This window comes from Cyanobacteriota bacterium (genome assembly GCA_025054735.1).
GTDB lineage: Bacteria > Cyanobacteriota > Cyanobacteriia > SKYG9 > SKYG9 > SKYG9.
Genome location: JANWZG010000017.1, coordinates 1 through 18711, shown reverse-complemented (window position 1 = coordinate 18711; position 18711 = coordinate 1). Strand labels below are relative to the sequence as shown.

At 49.5% G+C, this 18711-nt stretch carries 16 protein-coding genes; 6 read left to right on the top strand and 10 right to left on the bottom strand.

Annotation, left to right across the window (positions count from 1 at the left end; translation table 11 throughout):
• Both NZ772_01855 and NZ772_01850 read right to left on the bottom strand, forming a co-directional pair.
• A partial coding sequence (locus NZ772_01855; protein MCS6812309.1) for a YbjP/YqhG family protein occupies window positions 1-473 on the bottom strand: 473 nt, incomplete at its 3' end.
• Window positions 474-673: 200 nt separating this feature from the next.
• Window positions 674-1876 carry an argininosuccinate synthase gene (locus tag NZ772_01850; protein ID MCS6812308.1) on the bottom strand — a complete coding sequence of 401 codons (1203 nt, stop codon included), beginning with the start codon at window positions 1874-1876 and terminating at the stop codon, window positions 674-676.
• Window positions 1877-2164: 288 nt separating this feature from the next.
• Between NZ772_01850 and NZ772_01845 the strand changes: the two genes are divergently transcribed.
• Complete coding sequence (locus NZ772_01845; protein ID MCS6812307.1) at window positions 2165-3043, top strand: bile acid:sodium symporter family protein; 879 nt, start codon at window positions 2165-2167, stop codon at window positions 3041-3043.
• Between the two features lie 27 nt (window positions 3044-3070).
• Here the strand turns inward: NZ772_01845 and NZ772_01840 are convergent, their stop codons facing one another.
• The 3 genes from NZ772_01840 to NZ772_01830 all read right to left on the bottom strand — a co-directional run bounded on the left by NZ772_01840 (window position 3071) and on the right by NZ772_01830 (window position 5971).
• Window positions 3071-3550, bottom strand: a complete 480-nt coding sequence (locus NZ772_01840; protein MCS6812306.1) for a molybdenum cofactor biosynthesis protein MoaE — start codon at window positions 3548-3550, stop codon at window positions 3071-3073.
• Window positions 3551-3654: 104 nt separating this feature from the next.
• Complete coding sequence (locus tag NZ772_01835; GenBank protein ID MCS6812305.1) at window positions 3655-5019, bottom strand: UDP-glucose/GDP-mannose dehydrogenase family protein; 1365 nt, start codon at window positions 5017-5019, stop codon at window positions 3655-3657.
• A gap of 19 nt (window positions 5020-5038) precedes the next feature.
• Window positions 5039-5971: an SDR family oxidoreductase gene (locus NZ772_01830; protein ID MCS6812304.1), complete on the bottom strand. Its 933-nt coding sequence runs from the start codon at window positions 5969-5971 to the stop codon at window positions 5039-5041.
• Window positions 5972-6061: 90 nt separating this feature from the next.
• On the opposite strand from NZ772_01830, the gene NZ772_01825 reads away from it, so the two are divergent.
• Both NZ772_01825 and NZ772_01820 read left to right on the top strand, forming a co-directional pair.
• Entirely contained in the window at window positions 6062-6625 is a 564-nt protein-coding gene (locus NZ772_01825; protein MCS6812303.1) for a 2'-5' RNA ligase family protein, read from the top strand.
• Between the two features lie 245 nt (window positions 6626-6870).
• Window positions 6871-7800 carry a DUF2236 domain-containing protein gene (locus tag NZ772_01820; protein ID MCS6812302.1) on the top strand — a complete coding sequence of 310 codons (930 nt, stop codon included), beginning with the start codon at window positions 6871-6873 and terminating at the stop codon, window positions 7798-7800.
• A gap of 53 nt (window positions 7801-7853) precedes the next feature.
• Here the strand turns inward: NZ772_01820 and NZ772_01815 are convergent, their stop codons facing one another.
• Window positions 7854-8573 carry a peptidoglycan-binding protein gene (locus NZ772_01815; GenBank protein ID MCS6812301.1) on the bottom strand — a complete coding sequence of 240 codons (720 nt, stop codon included), beginning with the start codon at window positions 8571-8573 and terminating at the stop codon, window positions 7854-7856.
• Between the two features lie 101 nt (window positions 8574-8674).
• Between NZ772_01815 and NZ772_01810 the strand changes: the two genes are divergently transcribed.
• Window positions 8675-9664, top strand: a complete 990-nt coding sequence (locus NZ772_01810; GenBank protein ID MCS6812300.1) for a M48 family metallopeptidase — start codon at window positions 8675-8677, stop codon at window positions 9662-9664.
• 235 nt (window positions 9665-9899) lie between these two features.
• On the top strand, window positions 9900-12017 hold the full coding sequence (locus NZ772_01805; GenBank protein ID MCS6812299.1) for a diguanylate cyclase: 2118 nt from the start codon (window positions 9900-9902) through the stop codon (window positions 12015-12017).
• Window positions 12018-12032: 15 nt separating this feature from the next.
• On the opposite strand, the gene NZ772_01800 is transcribed toward NZ772_01805, so the two are convergent.
• The 4 genes from NZ772_01800 to NZ772_01785 are packed head-to-tail and all read right to left on the bottom strand — an operon-like array spanning window position 12033 to window position 15664.
• Window positions 12033-12746 (bottom strand): GntR family transcriptional regulator, encoded by a 714-nt coding sequence (locus tag NZ772_01800; GenBank protein MCS6812298.1) that lies wholly within the window; start codon window positions 12744-12746, stop codon window positions 12033-12035.
• A gap of 35 nt (window positions 12747-12781) precedes the next feature.
• The gene (locus NZ772_01795; protein ID MCS6812297.1) at window positions 12782-13678 is read right to left on the bottom strand and encodes an ion channel; all 897 of its coding nucleotides are present in this window, start codon (window positions 13676-13678) and stop codon (window positions 12782-12784) included.
• Between the two features lie 38 nt (window positions 13679-13716).
• Window positions 13717-15219, bottom strand: coding sequence for an ATP-binding protein (locus NZ772_01790; GenBank protein ID MCS6812296.1), 1503 nt, complete (start codon window positions 15217-15219; stop codon window positions 13717-13719).
• A 13-nt stretch (window positions 15220-15232) separates the two neighbouring features.
• Window positions 15233-15664: a VOC family protein gene (locus tag NZ772_01785; GenBank protein MCS6812295.1), complete on the bottom strand. Its 432-nt coding sequence runs from the start codon at window positions 15662-15664 to the stop codon at window positions 15233-15235.
• A 290-nt stretch (window positions 15665-15954) separates the two neighbouring features.
• On the opposite strand from NZ772_01785, the gene NZ772_01780 reads away from it, so the two are divergent.
• Window positions 15955-18405 carry a phosphoketolase family protein gene (locus NZ772_01780; GenBank protein MCS6812294.1) on the top strand — a complete coding sequence of 817 codons (2451 nt, stop codon included), beginning with the start codon at window positions 15955-15957 and terminating at the stop codon, window positions 18403-18405.
• Window positions 18406-18711: the final 306 nt, after the last annotated feature.

Here is an 18711-nt window from a genome sequence, read left to right as displayed (position 1 = left end):
TAGACTAGGTTCCTAATCTGCCAGCGATCGCCAGTGCGATCTACAAGCACCTTGATGGGCACAGGTCTACCAGGTGGACGCAGATCCGCATATACTTCGATATTAACTTCAGCAGAGCGATTATTCTGAGGAGATAGCCGCACTGATTTCACCACGAACCTATAGGCTGATACCTGAGTATTGGAAAAGGGGTCAAAATCTAACCATTTACCATCACCAGGTTGTTTCTGAAACGCTTGCGTCAACTGCTGATAAAACTGCGGGGTAAAGGCTGATCGTTGCTGGTTAATCCGTTCTCGTGCCCTACTTTGATTTTGCAGGTACCACTGATAAAACTGTTGCACCACAGTTTGCGGCGAGTCTACGGCTGAAACTGTGGCCTGCCAACAACAGAACAGTCCTACTGCACAAAGTACTACTGCTATCAAGAGGCGTTGTATTTTACCCATCACCCATTCAACCATTGTTCGCATATTCGCATAGGAGTCGAGTTGAATCCGCACAGTAGGCTATTGGCATCAAGACGAGAGAAAGCAGCCATACTGTAGCATAAGAGCACCATACCATATAGTGCTCAGGGTTAAGGTTAGCACATGCTTGCAGTCGTAGCTTGTAGTGAGGACTTAAGTCTTCACTACAAACGTTCTAGATAACATGTGCATTGCTACATGGCTTAACCCCGAAGTTTCTGAGACCATACCTTGGTAGGCAATCCCCAGATGTAGATAAAGCCCTCTGCCGCTTTGTGATCAAACTGATCGTCCGATGTATAGGTTGCCAAATCGGGCGAATACAGAGAATAGCTAGACTGCCGCCCGACGATCGTCGCCATCCCTTTGAATAGCTTGACCCTCACAGTTCCACTAACCCGTTCCTGCGTTTTTTGGATAAAGGCATCCAATGCAGCTTTAAGAGGGCTGTACCACAAGCCGTTATACACTATCTGTGAATAGGTTTCTTCAATACCTCGCTTGTAGTGGGTCACATCCGCTGTCAAGGTCAGACTCTCTAGATCTCGATGGGCTTGAATTAGGGTCAAGAGTGCTGGAGCCTCATAAATCTCACGAGATTTGATGCCCACTAGCCGATTCTCTATCATATCGATGCGTCCTACACCATGGGCACCAGCTAGGTTGTTAAGCTTACTGACTAAAGCAACTGGCGCTAGGGCTTCACCATCTAAGCTGACGGGAATGCCTTGCTCAAAGCCAATTTCCACGTATGTTGGTTCATTGGGGGTGTCAGCAATGGCAGTGGTCATCAAATACACTTCTTCCGATGGCTCTGTCCAAGGGTCTTCCAATGGGCCAGCTTCAATGCTGCGTCCCAGCAGGTTGCGATCGATGCTATAGGGAGATGACTTCTTGACCGGTGATGGAATCCCAAACTTTTCTCCGTAGGCGATTGTTTCTTCCCGACTCATGCCCCATTCCCGTGCCGGAGCCAGCACCTTTAAGTCAGGATTTAGGGCGGCGATCGACACGTCAAACCGCACCTGATCATTGCCTTTGCCTGTACAACCATGGGCTACTGCATCTGCCCCGTACTCCTCGGCTGCTTCTACCAGCAACTTTGCAATCAGAGGCCGAGCCAAGGCCGTAGACAGCGGGTAACGGTTTTCATAGAGGGCATTGGCTTGAATTGCTGGAAAAGCGTAATCAGTAATGAATCGCTCCGTTGCATCAGCCACTAATGAAATGCTAGCCCCGGAGTCAAGTGCTTTTTGCTTAATTGGCCCTAGTTCTTCACCTTGGCCTAGGTCTGCTGCTAACGTAATGACTTCTTTCACGCCCCATTCTTCCTTCAGGTAGGGGATACACACAGAGGTATCCACACCCCCCGAATATGCCAATACAACTTTGTTAGCGCGACCCATAGCCCCTCCGCTAGAACTTCAACTGCAAACACTGAGTTCTCATTATCAGTCAATCTAGGCAGTTTCGATCTATCTGAGGCCGTCTAGATTTGATGACATGTAAGTTAGCCTCAGTTCAATTTATTAGAAAGCCTTGAGCGTGTCTAATTGACCCAGTAAACAGCAACAGACTATCTGCTCTTGGCATGTTTAGCAGTATCGAACTCATGTTGACCCAATTCATGGACTCAATCGCCCTGTAGGATAAGAGCACTTTGTGAAATGTGACATCTATGAAATCTGACCTCTATGGAGTCTAACTTTCTTACAGCGGTGTTTCTTCCCCTTGCCCTGTTCATCATTATGTTGGGCATGGGATTAGGGCTAACCGTCAGTGACTTTAAGCGGGTATTGACGGAACCTAAGCTAGTGCTAGTCGGATTGTTGGCTCAATTGGTGATCTTGCCACTGGTAGGGTTTGGCTTGGCAAGGCTCTTTCCCCTCTCGCGTGAATTAGCAGTAGGAGTCGTCATTCTAGCGGCTAGCCCAGGCGGGCCTACCTCTAATCTCATCACCTACCTGGTGCAGGGCAATGTAGCATTGTCTATTACGCTAACAGCCGTAAGCAGTTTGATTACAGTGTTTACTATTCCCCTAGTGGTGAATTGGGGAATGCAAGTCTTTATGCAGGCTGATGCAACACTGCAACTGCCACTACTGGCGACGATTATGCAAATTGCGGTGATTACGGTAATTCCTGTGAGTCTGGGGATGGTGATTCGTCACTATGCCCCCAAGGTTGCGGCCAGGGTGGAAACAGGGGTAAAGTGGCTATCTCTCTTTTTCCTTGCCGTGATCATCACAGGCTTATTGCTAAAGGAAAGAGCCAATCTAGCCAGTTTCTTCTTGCAGGTAGGTGGTGTAACGTTGACGCTGAATGTGCTCACCATGGCGCTGGGCTATGGGCTGGGGTGTTTAGCCCGCCTGGATCACTCTAGCATCAAGGCTATCACTGTGGAAGTGGGCATTCAAAATGGGACGTTAGCGATCGCCATTGCCAGTGCCCCCACACTGTTAAATAATCCAAACATGGCGATTCCGGCGGCTATCTACAGTCTGTTAATGTTTGCCACGAGTGCAGGTTTTGCTTGGTTGATGCGCCTACAGTCTCCTCCAGCAGAACTCTAAGCAGCAAGCACCTCTGGAATGTTGGCTTCATGGCAGGGAGTTGTCTTCGCAGGCACCAATACTCACCCAACTGCTAGACCCATCAGCCCAATGCTCCTTTTTCCAGATGGGGGCATTGTGCTTTAGGGTATCGATCGCATACTGACAAGCAGCAAAGGCTTCAGCCCGATGGGGACAACCTACTGCTACTAGCACGCTGATATCTCCGACCTGTAAGCGTCCTACCCGATGATGAATCACAACCCGGTTTACATCTGTCCACGTGAGGCGAATGTGCTGGGCAATCTGGCGAAACACAGCAATCGCCATCGGCTCATAAGCTTGATATTCCAATGCGACTACAGGTTTGCCATCGGTTTGGTTGCGCACCATGCCACTCATGACGACGATCGCGCCATTGGCTGGGTCATCGGCTAGGGCATAGACTTCATTAAGGGATAATGGTGCCAAGGTGATGGCCACATCGTCGCAGGGATGGACGAGGCTAGCAGAGGGGGAGACAAGCATAGTAACCCTGACTGGTCAAGAACTGGTAGCTAATCAATTGTAGTCAGGGATGACGTTAATGCGAATACAGCCTGGATGTCTACATTACTGTTTGAGGGGTTCAGTTATCCACAACGACCAATGCCCACATAGCGGAAACCAGCAGCTTCTAACTTGGCTTGGTCAAGGAAGTTGCGACCATCAATCAATACAGGTGAAGCCATTAGCAGTGCCATCTTGCCATAGTCCAACGTGCGGAACTGTTGCCACTCCGTCACGAGTACAAGGGCATCACAACCATCGGCGAGTCGTTCTGGGTCGGTTTCCACCAACACATTGGATAAGCCATGGCGCATCCCTGTTTGGGATACGATCGGGTCGTAGGCCTTTACCTTAGCTCCCAGGCGGCTGAGTTGCTCAATCAAGTCTAGGGAAGGAGCATCACGCATGTCATCGGTGTCTGGTTTGAAGGTTAGTCCCAGCAGACCAATGGTTTTGCCCTTAAGAATTTTCAACACTTGCTGGAGTTTTTCGATGGTAATCAAGCGCTGACGCTGGTTAACACTGACAACCGACTTCAGTAGTTGAGCATCATAGCCATAGTCATTAGCTGTGTGGATTAACGCTGCAACATCCTTAGGAAAACAGGAGCCACCCCAACCAATGCCCGCCTGCAAAAACTTGCTGCCAATGCGGGAGTCTAAACCAATACCTAGGGCCACTTGGGTAATGTCAGCCCCGACTCGATCGCAGATGTTAGCGACTTCGTTGATGAAGCTGATTTTTGTGGCCAAAAATGCATTAGCGGCATACTTGACCATTTCAGCCGAGCTTAAATCAGTAACAACCACGGGTACTGGGGGTAAGTTAGTATTTTCAGCTACCTTGCGTTGAATGATGGGTTCGTAGAGTTGCTTCATGAGGTCGATCGCCCGGAGGCTATTGCCACCTAAGACGATGCGGTCAGGATTAAAGGTATCGTAAACAGCAGAACCTTCTCGTAAAAATTCAGGATTGCTCACCACATCAAAGGCAGCATCAGTGGATGAATTAGAGTTTTTTTGTCGTTCGGCAATGCCGTCTAATACAATCCGTCGTACCCAGTCGCCAGATCCGATCGGCACCGTAGATTTGTTGACAATTACTTTGTAGCCACCATTTAAATGAGCACCAATACCTTTTGCCACTGCTTCCACATAGCGAGTGTCGCTCTCACCTGTAGGTAAGGCTGGCGTTCCTACAGCAATGAACAGAATTTCACCATGGGCAACTCCAGCCCCCAAGTCTGTCGTAAATTCAATCGTCTGGGCTTGAATTGCCGCCTGCATAATTTCCGATAGCCCTGGTTCAAAAATGGGAGATTGCCCTGACTTCATCAGCTTGACCTTTTCTTCGTTGTTGTCTACGCAGATCACCTGGTGTCCGACGTGGGCTAAGCATGCTCCGGTTACCAATCCAACATATCCTGTACCAATGACACAAACGCGCATAGTCATCATTCCTCAATGTTCAGTAGTCATTCAGGCGTGCTCTAAAGTCTGCGATCGTTAGGTCTAACCCTTCGCTTAGGGGCACTACTGGTTCCCAACCTAAGCAAGTCTTTGCTAAGGTAATATCTGGCTGGCGACGACGGGGGTCATCTTGGGGTAAGGGCTTAAACAAGATTTCCAGTGCTGGGTTTACCTTCTGTCGTACCGTCTCTGCTAGTTGTAAAATCGTATACTCTCCAGGATTCCCCAAGTTCATAGGGCCAGTATGCTCACTGTTCATGAGTCGAATCAGCCCCTCTACCAAGTCGCTGACATAGCAAAAACTCCGAGTTTGAGATCCATCTCCGTAGACCGTTAGCGGGTTACCTCGCAGGGCTTGAAATACGAAATTACTAATCACCCGCCCATCGTTTTCTAACATGCGGCTGCCGTAGGTGTTGAAAATACGGGCTACTCGAATCGCAACACCATGTTGGCGATGATAGTCAAAAGCTAGGGTTTCACCGATACGTTTACCCTCGTCGTAGCAGGCACGGATGCCGATCGGATTAACATTACCTCGGTAGTCTTCAGGCTGGGGGTGAATTTCGGGATCGCCATATACTTCTGACGTAGAGGCGATTAAAATCCTAGCTCCCGTGCGTTTCGCTAACCCTAGCATGTTCATGGTGCCCAAGAAACCGACCTTGATGGTCTTAATCGGATTGAATTGGTAATGTTGAGGTGAGGCTGGACAGGCTAGATGATAGATTTGATCTACCTCCAGATAAATAGGCTCCACAATGTCATGGCGAATCATTTCAAAGTACGGATGATCAAGCCATTTTAGAATGTTGCGCTTACTGCCTGTGTAAAAATTGTCTAGACAAATAACCTCATGGCCTGCATCCATTAGGCGATCAACAATATGAGAGCCTATAAAGCCAGCACCACCCGTAACTAGGATCCTCATGCGTTCTATCCAGATGTTCAGTGCTAGATTACCGCAACTCTACCCTTACATTGCACTCTTTGTAAACTTTCTGCTAATAGGCAACTACTGATGAACACCCGCTTTTTTGTAGCGCTGCTCCCCCCGGAACCTCTCCAGGAAACTGTTGATGCTATCAAACAAGAATTTGCTGATCGCTACCATAGCCGTGGTGCCCAGCTGTCGCCACCCCACATCACCCTACAACCCCCGTTCATGTGGAATATGGAGACGATCGCTAGGGTAAAGACTTGTTTGCAGGATGTTGCCAGCCATCACTCTCCTAACCTGATTACCCTGGATGGTTTCCAGTCCTTTCCCCCTCGCGTCATCTACATCCATGTGAACCCTACGCCATGGTTGATGACTCTCCAGACCCATGTTGCTGATGTCATGAAAGCATCCTTAGGAATCGTTGATGCTCAAGCACAACAACGGGCATTTGTGCCCCATATGACGGTTGCCTTTCGAGACTTGACCAAACCCAACTTTGTTACAGCCTGGGCAGAGTTTCGCGATCGCCCATTTCAGCAAACATTTCTGGCCACTGCACTAACCTTGCTGCACCATGATGGCAAGCGCTGGCACCCCTTTACTACCTTCCCCTTCTCTAGACCCAATGATGCCGACCCATGACGTTCTCCATAAAACTATTGTCGTGCCTAGGCGAGGGGGAAACTGGGCAGACAACCGATTGAGCATCCAAGAATTGCCAAGATGCCTATCCAGAGCGGCTTATGACTATTTCTCCTCCATCTTTCACGTTTTACGGATAGCCAATTGGCGGACAGAATCTCAGAGAATACACTGAGAATTTAGTCCGGAAGGCTCTCAGCATTCTCTGAATACGTCTAGTGAGCCTAGATAATCCCGGAGGGTGTATGAGTCGCTATACCAACCTCAAGCAAATTTTACAGCTTGATCCTATCCAGGATCATTGTAAGATTTATCACTTAATGACCAGTTATGAGTTTCCCTGGGAAATGAACCGTGCAATGGAAATTGCTCTGTTACGCACGTTTTGTGTACCTTCTATTTCAGGGTTACTGCACAGGACTGGCGAGTTTCGTCACCATCCGCAGAAACGTTATGACGATACCAGTATTATCGTGGCAGAGCTGGCTCGATGGGGCTACGACAGCGATCGCGGTCGCGAGGTAATTCGACGCATGAACCGGATGCACCGGCGATTTGCAATCGCCAATGATGACTTTCTGTATGTTCTCTCCACAATTATCTACGAGCCAATTCGGTGGAATGCTCGCTTCGGTTGGCGGCGGATGTGTCTGCAAGAGCAGCTTGCCTCCTTCTACTTTTGGCGAGAGGTAGGCAAACGTATGGGCATCCGCGATATTCCCGATAGCTATGAAGCATTCGAGCAATTTAATCGAGATTATGAACAGCATCACTTCCGCTATACAGACACTAACCAGGCGATTGCCACTGTCACGCGGAACTTATTGTTAAGTTGGTTCCCTACATGGTTGCATCCATTGTTGCGCTCTAGCTTCCATGCCTTGTTGGATGAACCGGCTCAACAGGCACTGGGGATGCCGACACCATCTATTGCCACTCAATGGTTGGTTACTGGTGGGTTAAAGGCCAGAAGTTTCCTGATGCATTGGTTGCCCCCTCGCGATCGGGATGCGTCGTTAACCAATCCTCCTTACCACAGTTATCCCAATGGCTACCAGTTGAGTGACTTGGGGCCAACTAGCTTACTGCCCATCTTGAACCAGGAGTCTGCTCCCAAGCGCACATCCCGGTGTCCAATGCGGGCACTGTGGGGGCGTATTGGTATTAGCAACTAGGGTTGTAGTGAAGCCATTAGGGTAGCCTAAAAAGCAGGCTAGTTGGGCAGTCTTTACCGAGATAGGGCATCCCATGTGGCTGGGCCAACAATGCCATCAGGTTCTAGGCCGTAACGACGTTGTGCCGCTTTGACAGCAGCTTCAGTATTAGGGCCAAACACCCCATCAGGGAAACTTTGCAAAAACCCCCGTGCCCGTAGCCGTTGCTGCAAGCGTTCAACAGCCTCTCCCCGTGACCCCCGCCGTAATGTCGGAAACTCTGGATTAGATGCTGGTGGTGGAGGAGACGGGCTGCTACTGAACATTGTGGCCGCTGGGAACAGCTTTGACCATGTTGCAGCGCCTACAATGCCATCTGAGTCGGTGCCAGCCGCAGATTGAAATCGCCGCACGGCTGCTTCCGTTTGAGCGCCAAAGATGCCGTCGATCGCACCCGTGAAGTACCCCAGCAGTTTCAACGCTGCTTGGAGTTCTCGAACATCTTCACCTTGATTACCCACCCGTAGAGTTCGCCGTGTAATGCTGCTAGCTTGAGCCATGGTTAGTGACGATGAGGTCACCGCAACTTGGCCAGTATAACCATCAGCGTCAACATATGCAGCAGCGCTATATCCAGTAAGGCTAGAGGCAATGCTGTAAGCTGACAGCAGGTTGACTGTTAGCAGGCAAGTAAACCCTACCCTAGTCCACGTAGCTGCTTGGCGACCAACTAGGAGGTGATGCTCAGAACATGTCTGGAATCGTTGATGTGGAGACTGAAGGGTGTTTTGCATTCGTGACCGCAAGCACAGACGATAATTAAGCATAACCGCTCAATGCATGACTATAGTACAGCATTGCTGATTAACATCAAGGAGTATGGAGATTTCTAACTATGCCTACCTATACCGGAATTTCTAGCGAAGCGTTCAGGCACCCGTTGGACAGCCAAGCAGAGCAGGCTTTACGGAGTGTCCCTGGTTTCAACTTGCTTGCCCGTAAATTTGTAGAGTTTGTTTACGAACGTCCACAATCCATCTACCTCATGGGTAACAGTATTCAAGTCGGGCCACGTCAGTATGCCAACCTCTATCACCTGTTTCGAGAATGCGTTCGAGACTTAGACATTCAACCAGAACCGACGTTGTTTGTTTCCCAGTCGTCAACTGTTAATGCCTACGCTTTGGGGGAAGAGCATCCGTCTATTGTGCTCAATACAGCCTTGCTGGATTTGTTAACTGAAGCGGAGCTGCGATCGGTGATTGCCCACGAACTTGGTCACATCAAGTGTGGGCACACTACCCTTAACCAAATGGCTCGCTGGGCGATCGTAGTTGTCTCTGGTTTAGCAGGCATGACCTTTGGGCTAACAACCCTCGTGAGTACAGGCTTAATCTTGGCGTTTTTTGAGTGGTTACGCAAAGCAGAACTCTCCGCTGATCGAGCTGCACTGTTAGTGATGGATGAACTCAACCCCGTGCTCCACAGCATGATGAAAATGGCAGGCGGCAGCCGCAAATATGCCCATGAAATTAGCATAGATGAGTTTATTCGCCAGTCAGAACGCTATCAAGGGCTAGATCAAGATGCCCTTAACCAGGTATACAAGTTCTTGCTATACAATAACTTCTCTGATGGTGTGTTCCTGACCCATCCATTCACGGTTGAACGAGTACACTACTTACAGGAGTGGTCAACGTCTGACAGCTATCGTCAAATTCGGATGGGAAACTATACTCATGCTAGTGAGGAAGGCTCAGTAGATGTGTCCTCTAGTGAAACTAATGATTCGACATCCCCATCTCAAGATGTAGATGAGTTACGCCGTCAAATTGCCTCCTTGCAAGAGGAAATTGACCGTATCAAACGATCTAAGACTTCATAGGTTAACCGATCATTCACAACTTCACACCCTAGTCTAGGTTGTGTATCGCCCATGCCGTTCATCTGTTGTGGACAGTTTTGCTCGGCCTGTGCACTGAATCGTAGCCCGTAGCCCCGATAGTTGTAGCCTCTAGCCTCGATAACCCGTGACCCACAACTCACCGTCTAGAAAGTTCTCCATAACAGATTCAGCATTGGCGGCAGGTGCCAGTAGAGTTCCTGTTGCTATGGGTCATATGGATCCACAAGCACCCGACATAGAAAGCGATCGCGTATTAGCTATCGAAGCATCTGCTCATGATGTCGATGAGGTTATTTTTGCCGACGAAGAGGATGGTACTGACTCAAATGCTGCCGACTTAGACAATAATGACGATGCATGGAAAATCCTAATTGTGGATGATGATCCTGAGATTCATCAGGTGACTGCCTTAGTGATTAGCGATGTCACCTTTGAACAAAAACCAATGCGAATCCTCAGTGCCTACAATGCCCAAGAAGCAAAACAAACTATTGCTGACAATCCTGACATTGCGGTTGTGCTGTTAGATGTCATCATGGAGACAGACGATGCGGGTTTACAGGTTGTTGAATATATTCGTCACACTCTAGGCAACGAGCGCACTCAGATCATCCTCCGGACTGGACAGCCAGGACAAGTACCTGAAGATAGTATAATCCGAGACTACGAGATCAACGACTATCGCACAAAAACGGAACTGACAACTCAAAAATTGATCACGTCCTTGATTACTGGCCTACGGGTGTTTTGTGCCCTCAAAGCACGGGATGAATATACGGAAAAACTACATAGTTTCAACCTCACATTAGAGCAAGAAGTGAGAAATCGCACGCTAGAGCTAGAGTTGGCGAATGCCCGTGAGCAGCAAAAGGGAGTGCAACTACAACAGGCATTGTCTGAGTTACAACTATTACTCGACATTAGTCAGGCAATTAACCAGGCTCCCAACTTTGAGGCGGCGTTGGCAGTTGCGTTGGAACGAGTTTGTGAGGCAACAGGTTGGAGTTATGGTGAAGCGTGGATCCCCACTCTCAATTACCAAAGCAGCTTATACCGGAGTTCAATTTGGTACTGCCATCACCAGACTGAGCCGCAATTGGTAGCAGCAGTCGAGGCGTTTTGTCGTCAACAACAGCATCGAACCTTGGTGCCTGGCGAAGGGCTGGCTGGGCTAGTGTGGCAAACGGGTCAACCCTGTTGGATTCATAATCTCGCTGCTGAAATCGATGTAACTAATACGGTTGCAGCTTGTGGCTTTCAGAGTGGGTTTGGGGTGCCGATCGTGACTGCTACTTCCCAATCTAGCCCAGACTCTACCTGCGTAATTGCTGTACTGGTGTTTTACATGGCAGACAACCAGCCCCAAGATCATCAACTAGTGACGTTGGTGTCGGCAATGGCGGCTCAGTTGGGCACGGTTATGCAGCAAAAACAGGCAGAAGCGGAGCTGAGGGCGCTAATTGCTGCCATGACAGATGTCATTATTGTGTTTGACTACCAGGGGCGGTGTCTAGGAATTGCCCCCACGGGAGCTGAGACCCTAGTAAGGCCGATCGAATCTCTCGTGAACCAAAGTGTGCATGACGTATTGCCCCCAGACAAGGCAGAGATTTATCTGTCGCATATTCGTCAGGCTCTACGTGAACAACGCACTGTCAACGTGGAATATAGCCTGAAACTAGGCAATAGTGACATTTGGTTTTTGGCTAACGTGTCTCCCCTGACTGAGTACACTGTGTTGTGGGTAGCCCGCGATATTACCGACTTGAAGCAAGTCGAAACTAGGTTGCAGCAGGCAAATGCTGAGTTACAACGGCTAGCAACCTTAGATGGCTTGACCCAAGTTGCCAATCGACGTTCATTTGACGAGCGCCTGCAACTTGAGTGGCGGCGTATGGAACGCGATCGTGCCCCCCTGTGTTTGATTCTTTGCGATGTTGACTACTTCAAGCGCTACAACGATCACTACGGGCACCAAGCAGGGGATGACTGTTTGCGCCAAGTGGCTTACACCATTCAAGCAACGGTGCACCGGGCATCTGATTTGGTTGCTCGCTATGGTGGGGAAGAGTTTGCGGTCATTTTGCCCAACACTACAGCAATGGGGGGATATCACGTGGCAGAAGCTATGCGTCAAGCGGTGCAATCTCTTAACATTCCCCATGAGCAGTCATCCGTGGCTAACTCTGTCACTTTAAGCGCTGGGGTAGCTAGTGTGGTGCCTACCCCTAACAAAACTACGGCTATGCTGATAGCAAGTGCTGATCAAGCTCTGTATAAGGCAAAGAATCAGGGTAGAAACCAAAGTGTTTGCCATGACCTAGATTCCTAATGGTGCAGGGTTGCTCTAGGCTGTGAGGGTGACAGAGTAGCAAAAACGATCGGCGCGAGAGATAGATTCCCCGTGCACCACAGGTTGATCGCCAGTCGTGTAAGCCGTGTGGCGATAGACAATCAGGGGATGCCCTAGGGGCACATCCAGGTGTTGGCTGAGTTCATAACTAGCTAGGGTACATTCGAGAATGGCTTCGATACGTTCAATCACCACACCGTGGTTCTTTAGCACGGGAAAGGTCATCTGTTGGGTCAATTCAGTCCTGTAGGTTTGTCCTAAATCGGGTGGCACATAGGTAATGTCGATCGCCCCTACCACACCATCCATCAACAGCAGTTTTTTTTGCAAATAAGCCGTAGGTGACTCTACAGGTAACTTCATGATGCTCTGAATTTCAGCAGGCACTGTCACCAGCTCAAACAGCAGATTACGAACTGACAGGGTGATCCCTTGGCGAGCCATGTCATCCTCTAGAAACATCAGAGGACTGGTGAGGGAATAGACAACTTTTTGACGTTCAGCCACAAATACGCCTTTGCCTTGGTGAGCAGTTACCAAGCCTTGGTGCACTAGGTTGGTTAGCGATCGACGAATGGTCGTGCGACTTGCGTCAAATTCCATCATGAGTTGATGTTCACTAGGCAACTGTTCTCCTGGCTGATATTTGCCCTGGAGAATGCGATCGCGCAATATCTCTGAAATGATTAAGTGCAAAGGCAGCGTCATTAGTAGAAATAGGAGTAGTATTCAAGCCGCCACTGTTACCAAGGGACGACTTCATGAAAGCGATGATAATCGATGGCTCGCCTGCCACCAGGCAGTGGTAGCACCATATCCACGAAGCGCTGATTCCATAAAATATCACGGGCGAGGTATGCGTGACGAGCATGAATAGTCTGAGACAAGGTTTCGTCAATGCCAGTCATGGTCACTATAATTGTCAGGTCGTTATCATTGACCAGAGATTCTACACTCATGCCCCATAGGGGGCTGCTTTCATCAATAGTATGCATCACAGTCCACGTCAGGGCAAAGACAGGGCTACGAGAGCGGGCCAGCTTTAAGTCATAGAATCGGCGCATAGTGTGCCCATCGGTAGTTGTTTCCAGTCGCAGTATGGCAACACTGACCTGCGCTTCTAGAATCTGGTTAGCTCGTTGGTTAGCGGCGCGAAACATCAAGGTAGGAACCCCCTCGTAGGGCACAATAACGGCATAGCGACTAAACATAATACGAGCAGTGGGACGGGCAAACCGGGTAAACATTAAACTGGTGACCATAGCAATACCCAGTAGTCCAATCCATACCTCTAGGGTTACAAGGGCATGGGCGATCGGACTTTTAGGATACATAGCACCGTAGCCAATGGTTGCCATCGTCTGCACACTGAAGGAAAACATGTCTATAAACGAACCAGATTCAGCATTGGCAATACCATCTGGTAGGGATAGATAGAGGGCAGCAAAGATTAGGTTAGTCACTAAGTAAAAACAGGCTGTTAGTCCCAGAAATCCCGGCCAGGGCATCGTCAACAGCAAATGATAGGTATCGTTCCAATAGGAGTGGGGTAAGCCGAGTATAGTGACATTCGGGATGCCTTCACGGGTAAAAATCTGTACTGACCGAGCTTTATGGCGGGGTTTAAGTATGTTGAACATAGGAACCTTGCCTACGGTTGTGGAGGATTGTGCCTATCTTACAGGCGGGTCGTGGAAATAGCCTGCAAAATGTGATCCAGGGTAAGAAAGGGACTGTTAGCGGCTAGGGCTACGATCGTGGCATTGCGGACAATCGTTTGAATTTGGCCACCAGTGAGCCGCCATTGCCGGGCAAGTTGATCCCAATCCACGTTGGGATCAGTGGGAACTGCTGAAGCACAAGCGCGTTGCCAGAGCTGACGACGCGATCGCCAATCTGGTATCAGAAACTCAACCACAGCATCCATCTGACGTTGCCTAGGGAGTGGGATAGCTGGCAACAGATTCGTAGTGAACAGGGTAAGGCAGGGTATGGCTCGGCGTTGATGCAAGAACTGATTGAGGTCGATTTCAGATAACTGAGACGATTTCCCTAACCAGTGCTGGGCATGGCGAATCAGCAGCACGATCGGCTGTTGCACGCGAATGGCCCGTAGCAATGCCAAATAGTCAGATGGCTGCACAAGGGACAAATCTACCCACGTAAGCGGATGATTGAGGGTGTGGGCAAGGGCACGAGCTGCCATCATTTTGCCAGTGCCCTGAGCACCTGTGAACAGAGCGATCGTTCCCTGCCCAACGTTACTGCTTGGCTGCGAACAACTTATAGATGCTTGGTACTGCTGACGGCAACACAGGTAGTGAAGTTGGGCAACAGTACGAGCAGGCAACACCAGATCATCGAGCTGAGTCTGGATAGTCTCAGTTTGCAACCCATGGTAGTTCCATGACTGGAACTGTGCTTGAGATAGCAGTCGCTCCAGCGCTGCTTGGTCAGGACATGCCGATAGGAGATAGCTGGTTAGGGCCACAGAAGGCTTAAGGCGACTAGTCAGTAACGTATCCTCTGCCCCAGTAATCAGTTCTATCAACCCAAGTTGCACTAGACGAGAGTTCCCCGCTAGCCCCGATCGTGCCGCTTGCCATTCTATATCATTGCGACAGAGTAGCCGCAGTGCCAAATCAACGATCAGTAGCTCGGTTGTTTCCACCTCTTCCCTAGGGCAAGGGGATGCCAACCAAGGACGTTTACTCTGAGCTTGAAGACTTGTCTCATAGCTAGGATCACAGCTCTGTAAGTAATTGTAAAGTCTGGCATAGCGACGATTTACTTCCGGTGCCAAACTAGCCAGCACTACCTTTTTTTCAAAGGGGGTAAGTTGCAAGCGATCGCGCAACAGCGGCAATCCTAGAGGCACACCCTGCTGGTAGCTAGCTTGAATTCGGGCTTCTAGTTGCTGATCCCAGTTACCTCTAGTAACAGCTTGACGCTGCCCAGGCCGTTGACGATCGTCATAGGCAACCTCACCCTCTACCACAATCATGCCTTTCCACCAGTGGCTAGTCACGCGATCAGCGCGGGATTGGGCAACTCGATTAACCTCTCTCCATTCTCGGCGTTGTCGCGCAATTGCCATTATCAGTAATCGCTCTAGCCAGTTCAGTTCAGCCCTGAGGTAGGCCCAGTTGTTGGGGAATGGCTCAACGGAAGAGGTAGTCATCGGCATTAGCAGTTTAGGTGAGTCGCCGAATGAACTCTAGGGGTAATCCATCGGCATCTGCAATGAAGGTAACTTCATACACCCGATCGCCAATCATCTGCTGGGTCGGAGGCAACAACACGGTCAGCGAGAGGCCGTCAGGCTTTTCAGCAGCAGCGCGGGCAAATGTCTCTTGCAGTTGAGCTAACCATGTAGGCAGATCACTAGCGATCGCAGTCAAATCAAAGGATAGGTGATAGTAACCAGTATAGTGCTCATCACTAAAGGCATCAGGGGCTGGGCGAGGTTGGGGAACCTGAAGCAGTTCAATTCGTCCACCCAAGCCCTCTAGCCAACAGGCTAAAGTATATCCTGTGGTGAACCGCTCCTGCACCACAAAGCCAAGCTGCTCATAAAAAGCAATAGCCCGATGAATGTTAGCTGTGCGAATGGAAGCATGGTGCATAGCAAGCAATTCTTAAACGATGTTAAACAATGAATCCACTGCGATCGCCCTAACTGTAGCTGATTCTAAGCCTGAAACTGACCAATCGTGCAATTTAGCACCATGCAAAAATGATGATGTCCCAAGTTAAGTCCGTCATCACTATAGTTATGATTGTGTGCTTGGTATCCCCTGTTAGATGTCTAACCGAACAGGCAGTCCAAATCGTGATGACCGCGACAAACCATTGACTAACGACAATCTGCGTTAGCGATCGCTTTCAAATAAAACTCTCTCAAGGGAACTTAGTTATGGTTGCAACTCCTATTAGGCCTGCTACCGAAGCTCCTAGCACTATCAACAGCATTAGTGCCTTTGGCCCAGCTCGATCGACAGTTTCAGGTAGCCCCCTGAGTCCCGAAGAACTCCGCAAGATTCACGCTTACTGGCGCGCCTGCAACTACTTGGCGGTAGGCATGATTTATCTACGCGATAACCCCCTACTCAGGCAGCCTCTGTCCCTAGACCACATTAAAAATCGCTTGCTTGGACACTGGGGATCGAGTCCTGGCTTAGCCTTTGTCTATGTGCACCTCAACCGCCTAATCAAGGCTTACGATCTCAACATGATCTACCTAGCAGGCCCAGGGCACGGTGCTCCTGGTGTGCTTGCCCCTGTTTACCTCGAAGGCACCTATTCCGAAATCTATCCTGACAAGAGCGAAGACGAGGAAGGAATGAAGCGTTTCTTCCGCCAGTTTTCCTTTCCGGGTGGCATTGGTAGTCACTGTACGCCCGAAACTCCTGGTTCCATTCACGAGGGTGGTGAACTGGGCTATAGCGTCTCCCATGCTTACGGCACTGTTTTCGACAACCCCGATTTGATTAGCGTCGTGGTGGTAGGTGATGGTGAGGCAGAAACTGGCCCCTTGGCTACGGCCTGGCATTCTAACAAGTTTCTGAACCCCATCCGGGATGGTGCGGTCTTACCTATCTTGCACTTGAATGGCTACAAAATTAACAACCCCACAGTGTTGTCTCGGATTAGCCATGAGGAGCTAGATGCTCTGTTCCGGGGCTACGGCTACACCCCCTACTTTGTAGGAGGCTCTGATCCCGACACGATGCACCAGGCGATGGCAGCCACGTTAGATCATTGCATCAATGAGATCAAGCAAATTCAGCACCACGCTAGAAGTACAGGCATTGTTACTCGTCCCCGCTATCCCATGATTGTGTTGCGAACTCCCAAGGGCTGGACAGGCCCTGCTGATGTGGATGGTCATAAGGTAGAGGGCTTCTGGCGAGCGCACCAAGTTCCTCTATCGGGGATGCGATCGAACCCAGAACATCTTGCTCAGTTAGAGGCGTGGCTACGCAGCTACAAGCCTGAAGAATTGTTCGATGCTGATGGCAAACTGATCCCAGAGCTGAAAGAGTTGGCCCCTACTGGTACTCGCCGTATGAGCGCTAACCCTCATGCCAATGGGGGTCTGTTGCGGAAAGCTCTAAAAATGCCTGATTTCCGCAATTATGCTGTTCAAGTGGACAAGCCAGGACAAATTGAAGTGGAAAACACCAAACCCCTAGGTGTATTCCTACGGGATGTCATGAAGTACAACATGACTAACTTCCGCGTGTTTGGCCCCGATGAAAATACCTCTAATAAGCTCCAAGCCATCTACGAAGTTAGCAAAAAATTCTGGATTGCCGACTATTTGCCCGAAGATGCTGACGGAGGTGAACTCTCTACCGACGGGCGGGTGATGGAAATTTTGAGTGAGCACACCCTAGAAGGCTGGCTAGAGGGCTATCTCCTGACAGGACGGCATGGCTTTTTCTCGACCTATGAGTCATTTGTGCATGTAATTGATTCCATGATCAACCAGCATTGCAAGTGGTTGGAGATCTGCAACCAGATTCCATGGCGATCGTCCATCTCGTCCCTCAATCTGCTGATCACTTCCACGGTCTGGCGACAGGATCACAACGGCTTCACCCATCAGGATCCTGGTTTCCTAGACATAGTGGTAAACAAGAGTCCCACAGTTACGCGAATTTATCTACCGCCGGATGTCAATACTTTGCTGTCAGTAGCTGATCACTGTTTGCAGAGCACCAACTACGTCAATGTAATCGTGTCTGACAAGCAACTGCACCTGCAATACATGGATATGGATGCAGCGATTAAACATTGCACTAAGGGTATCGGCATTTGGGACTGGGCTAGCAACGACCAAGGCACTGAACCGGATGTAGTGATGGCATCGGCAGGGGATATTCCCACCCTGGAGGCGTTAGCAGCAACTGTGATGTTGCGGGAAGAATTCCCTGACCTGAAGATTCGGTTTATCAACGTTGTGGATTTATTCAAGCTTCAGCCTGAAACTGAACATCCCCACGGCCTATCCGATCGAGACTTTGATTCCCTATTCACCCTAGACAAGCCTGTTATCTTTAACTTCCACGGCTATCCTTGGCTAATTCACCGCTTAGCCTACCGTCGCCACAACCATGTCAACATGCACGTGCGTGGCTATAAGGAAAAGGGCAACATCAACACACCGTTAGAACTGGCTATCAACAACCAAATTGATCGCTTTAGTCTGGCGATAGATGTAATTGATCGGGTACCCAAACTTAAGGTAGCAGGTGCCCATGCCAAAGAAAAGTTCCGTAACCTGCAAATTGACTGTCGGCACTATGCTTACGAGCACGGTATTGACAAGCCAGAGATTATGAACTGGCGCTGGCCTTTGTAGGCACTATCTTGGGATCCCCAGTTTCTGAGCGTAGGTTGTAGAAGCTGGGGATTTTTCTAACTGGACGACCGATAATCCTCTTTCGCGAATCTTAATGCTTTCATGCATTTCCCCTAGTTGTAGGTGAAGAGATTAGACGGTGAAAACAACGTTAACACCACCAAGTTTTATCAATACCGTAGGTCAAGAATCCTAATGCGTAGGGTATGGTTTTATTGGTCATTGGTCGTTAGTCATTGCTCGTTGAATCTGAGCAAGAGGTTCATCATGCATGACGGATGACACCGGCAAACAGACCGATAACGA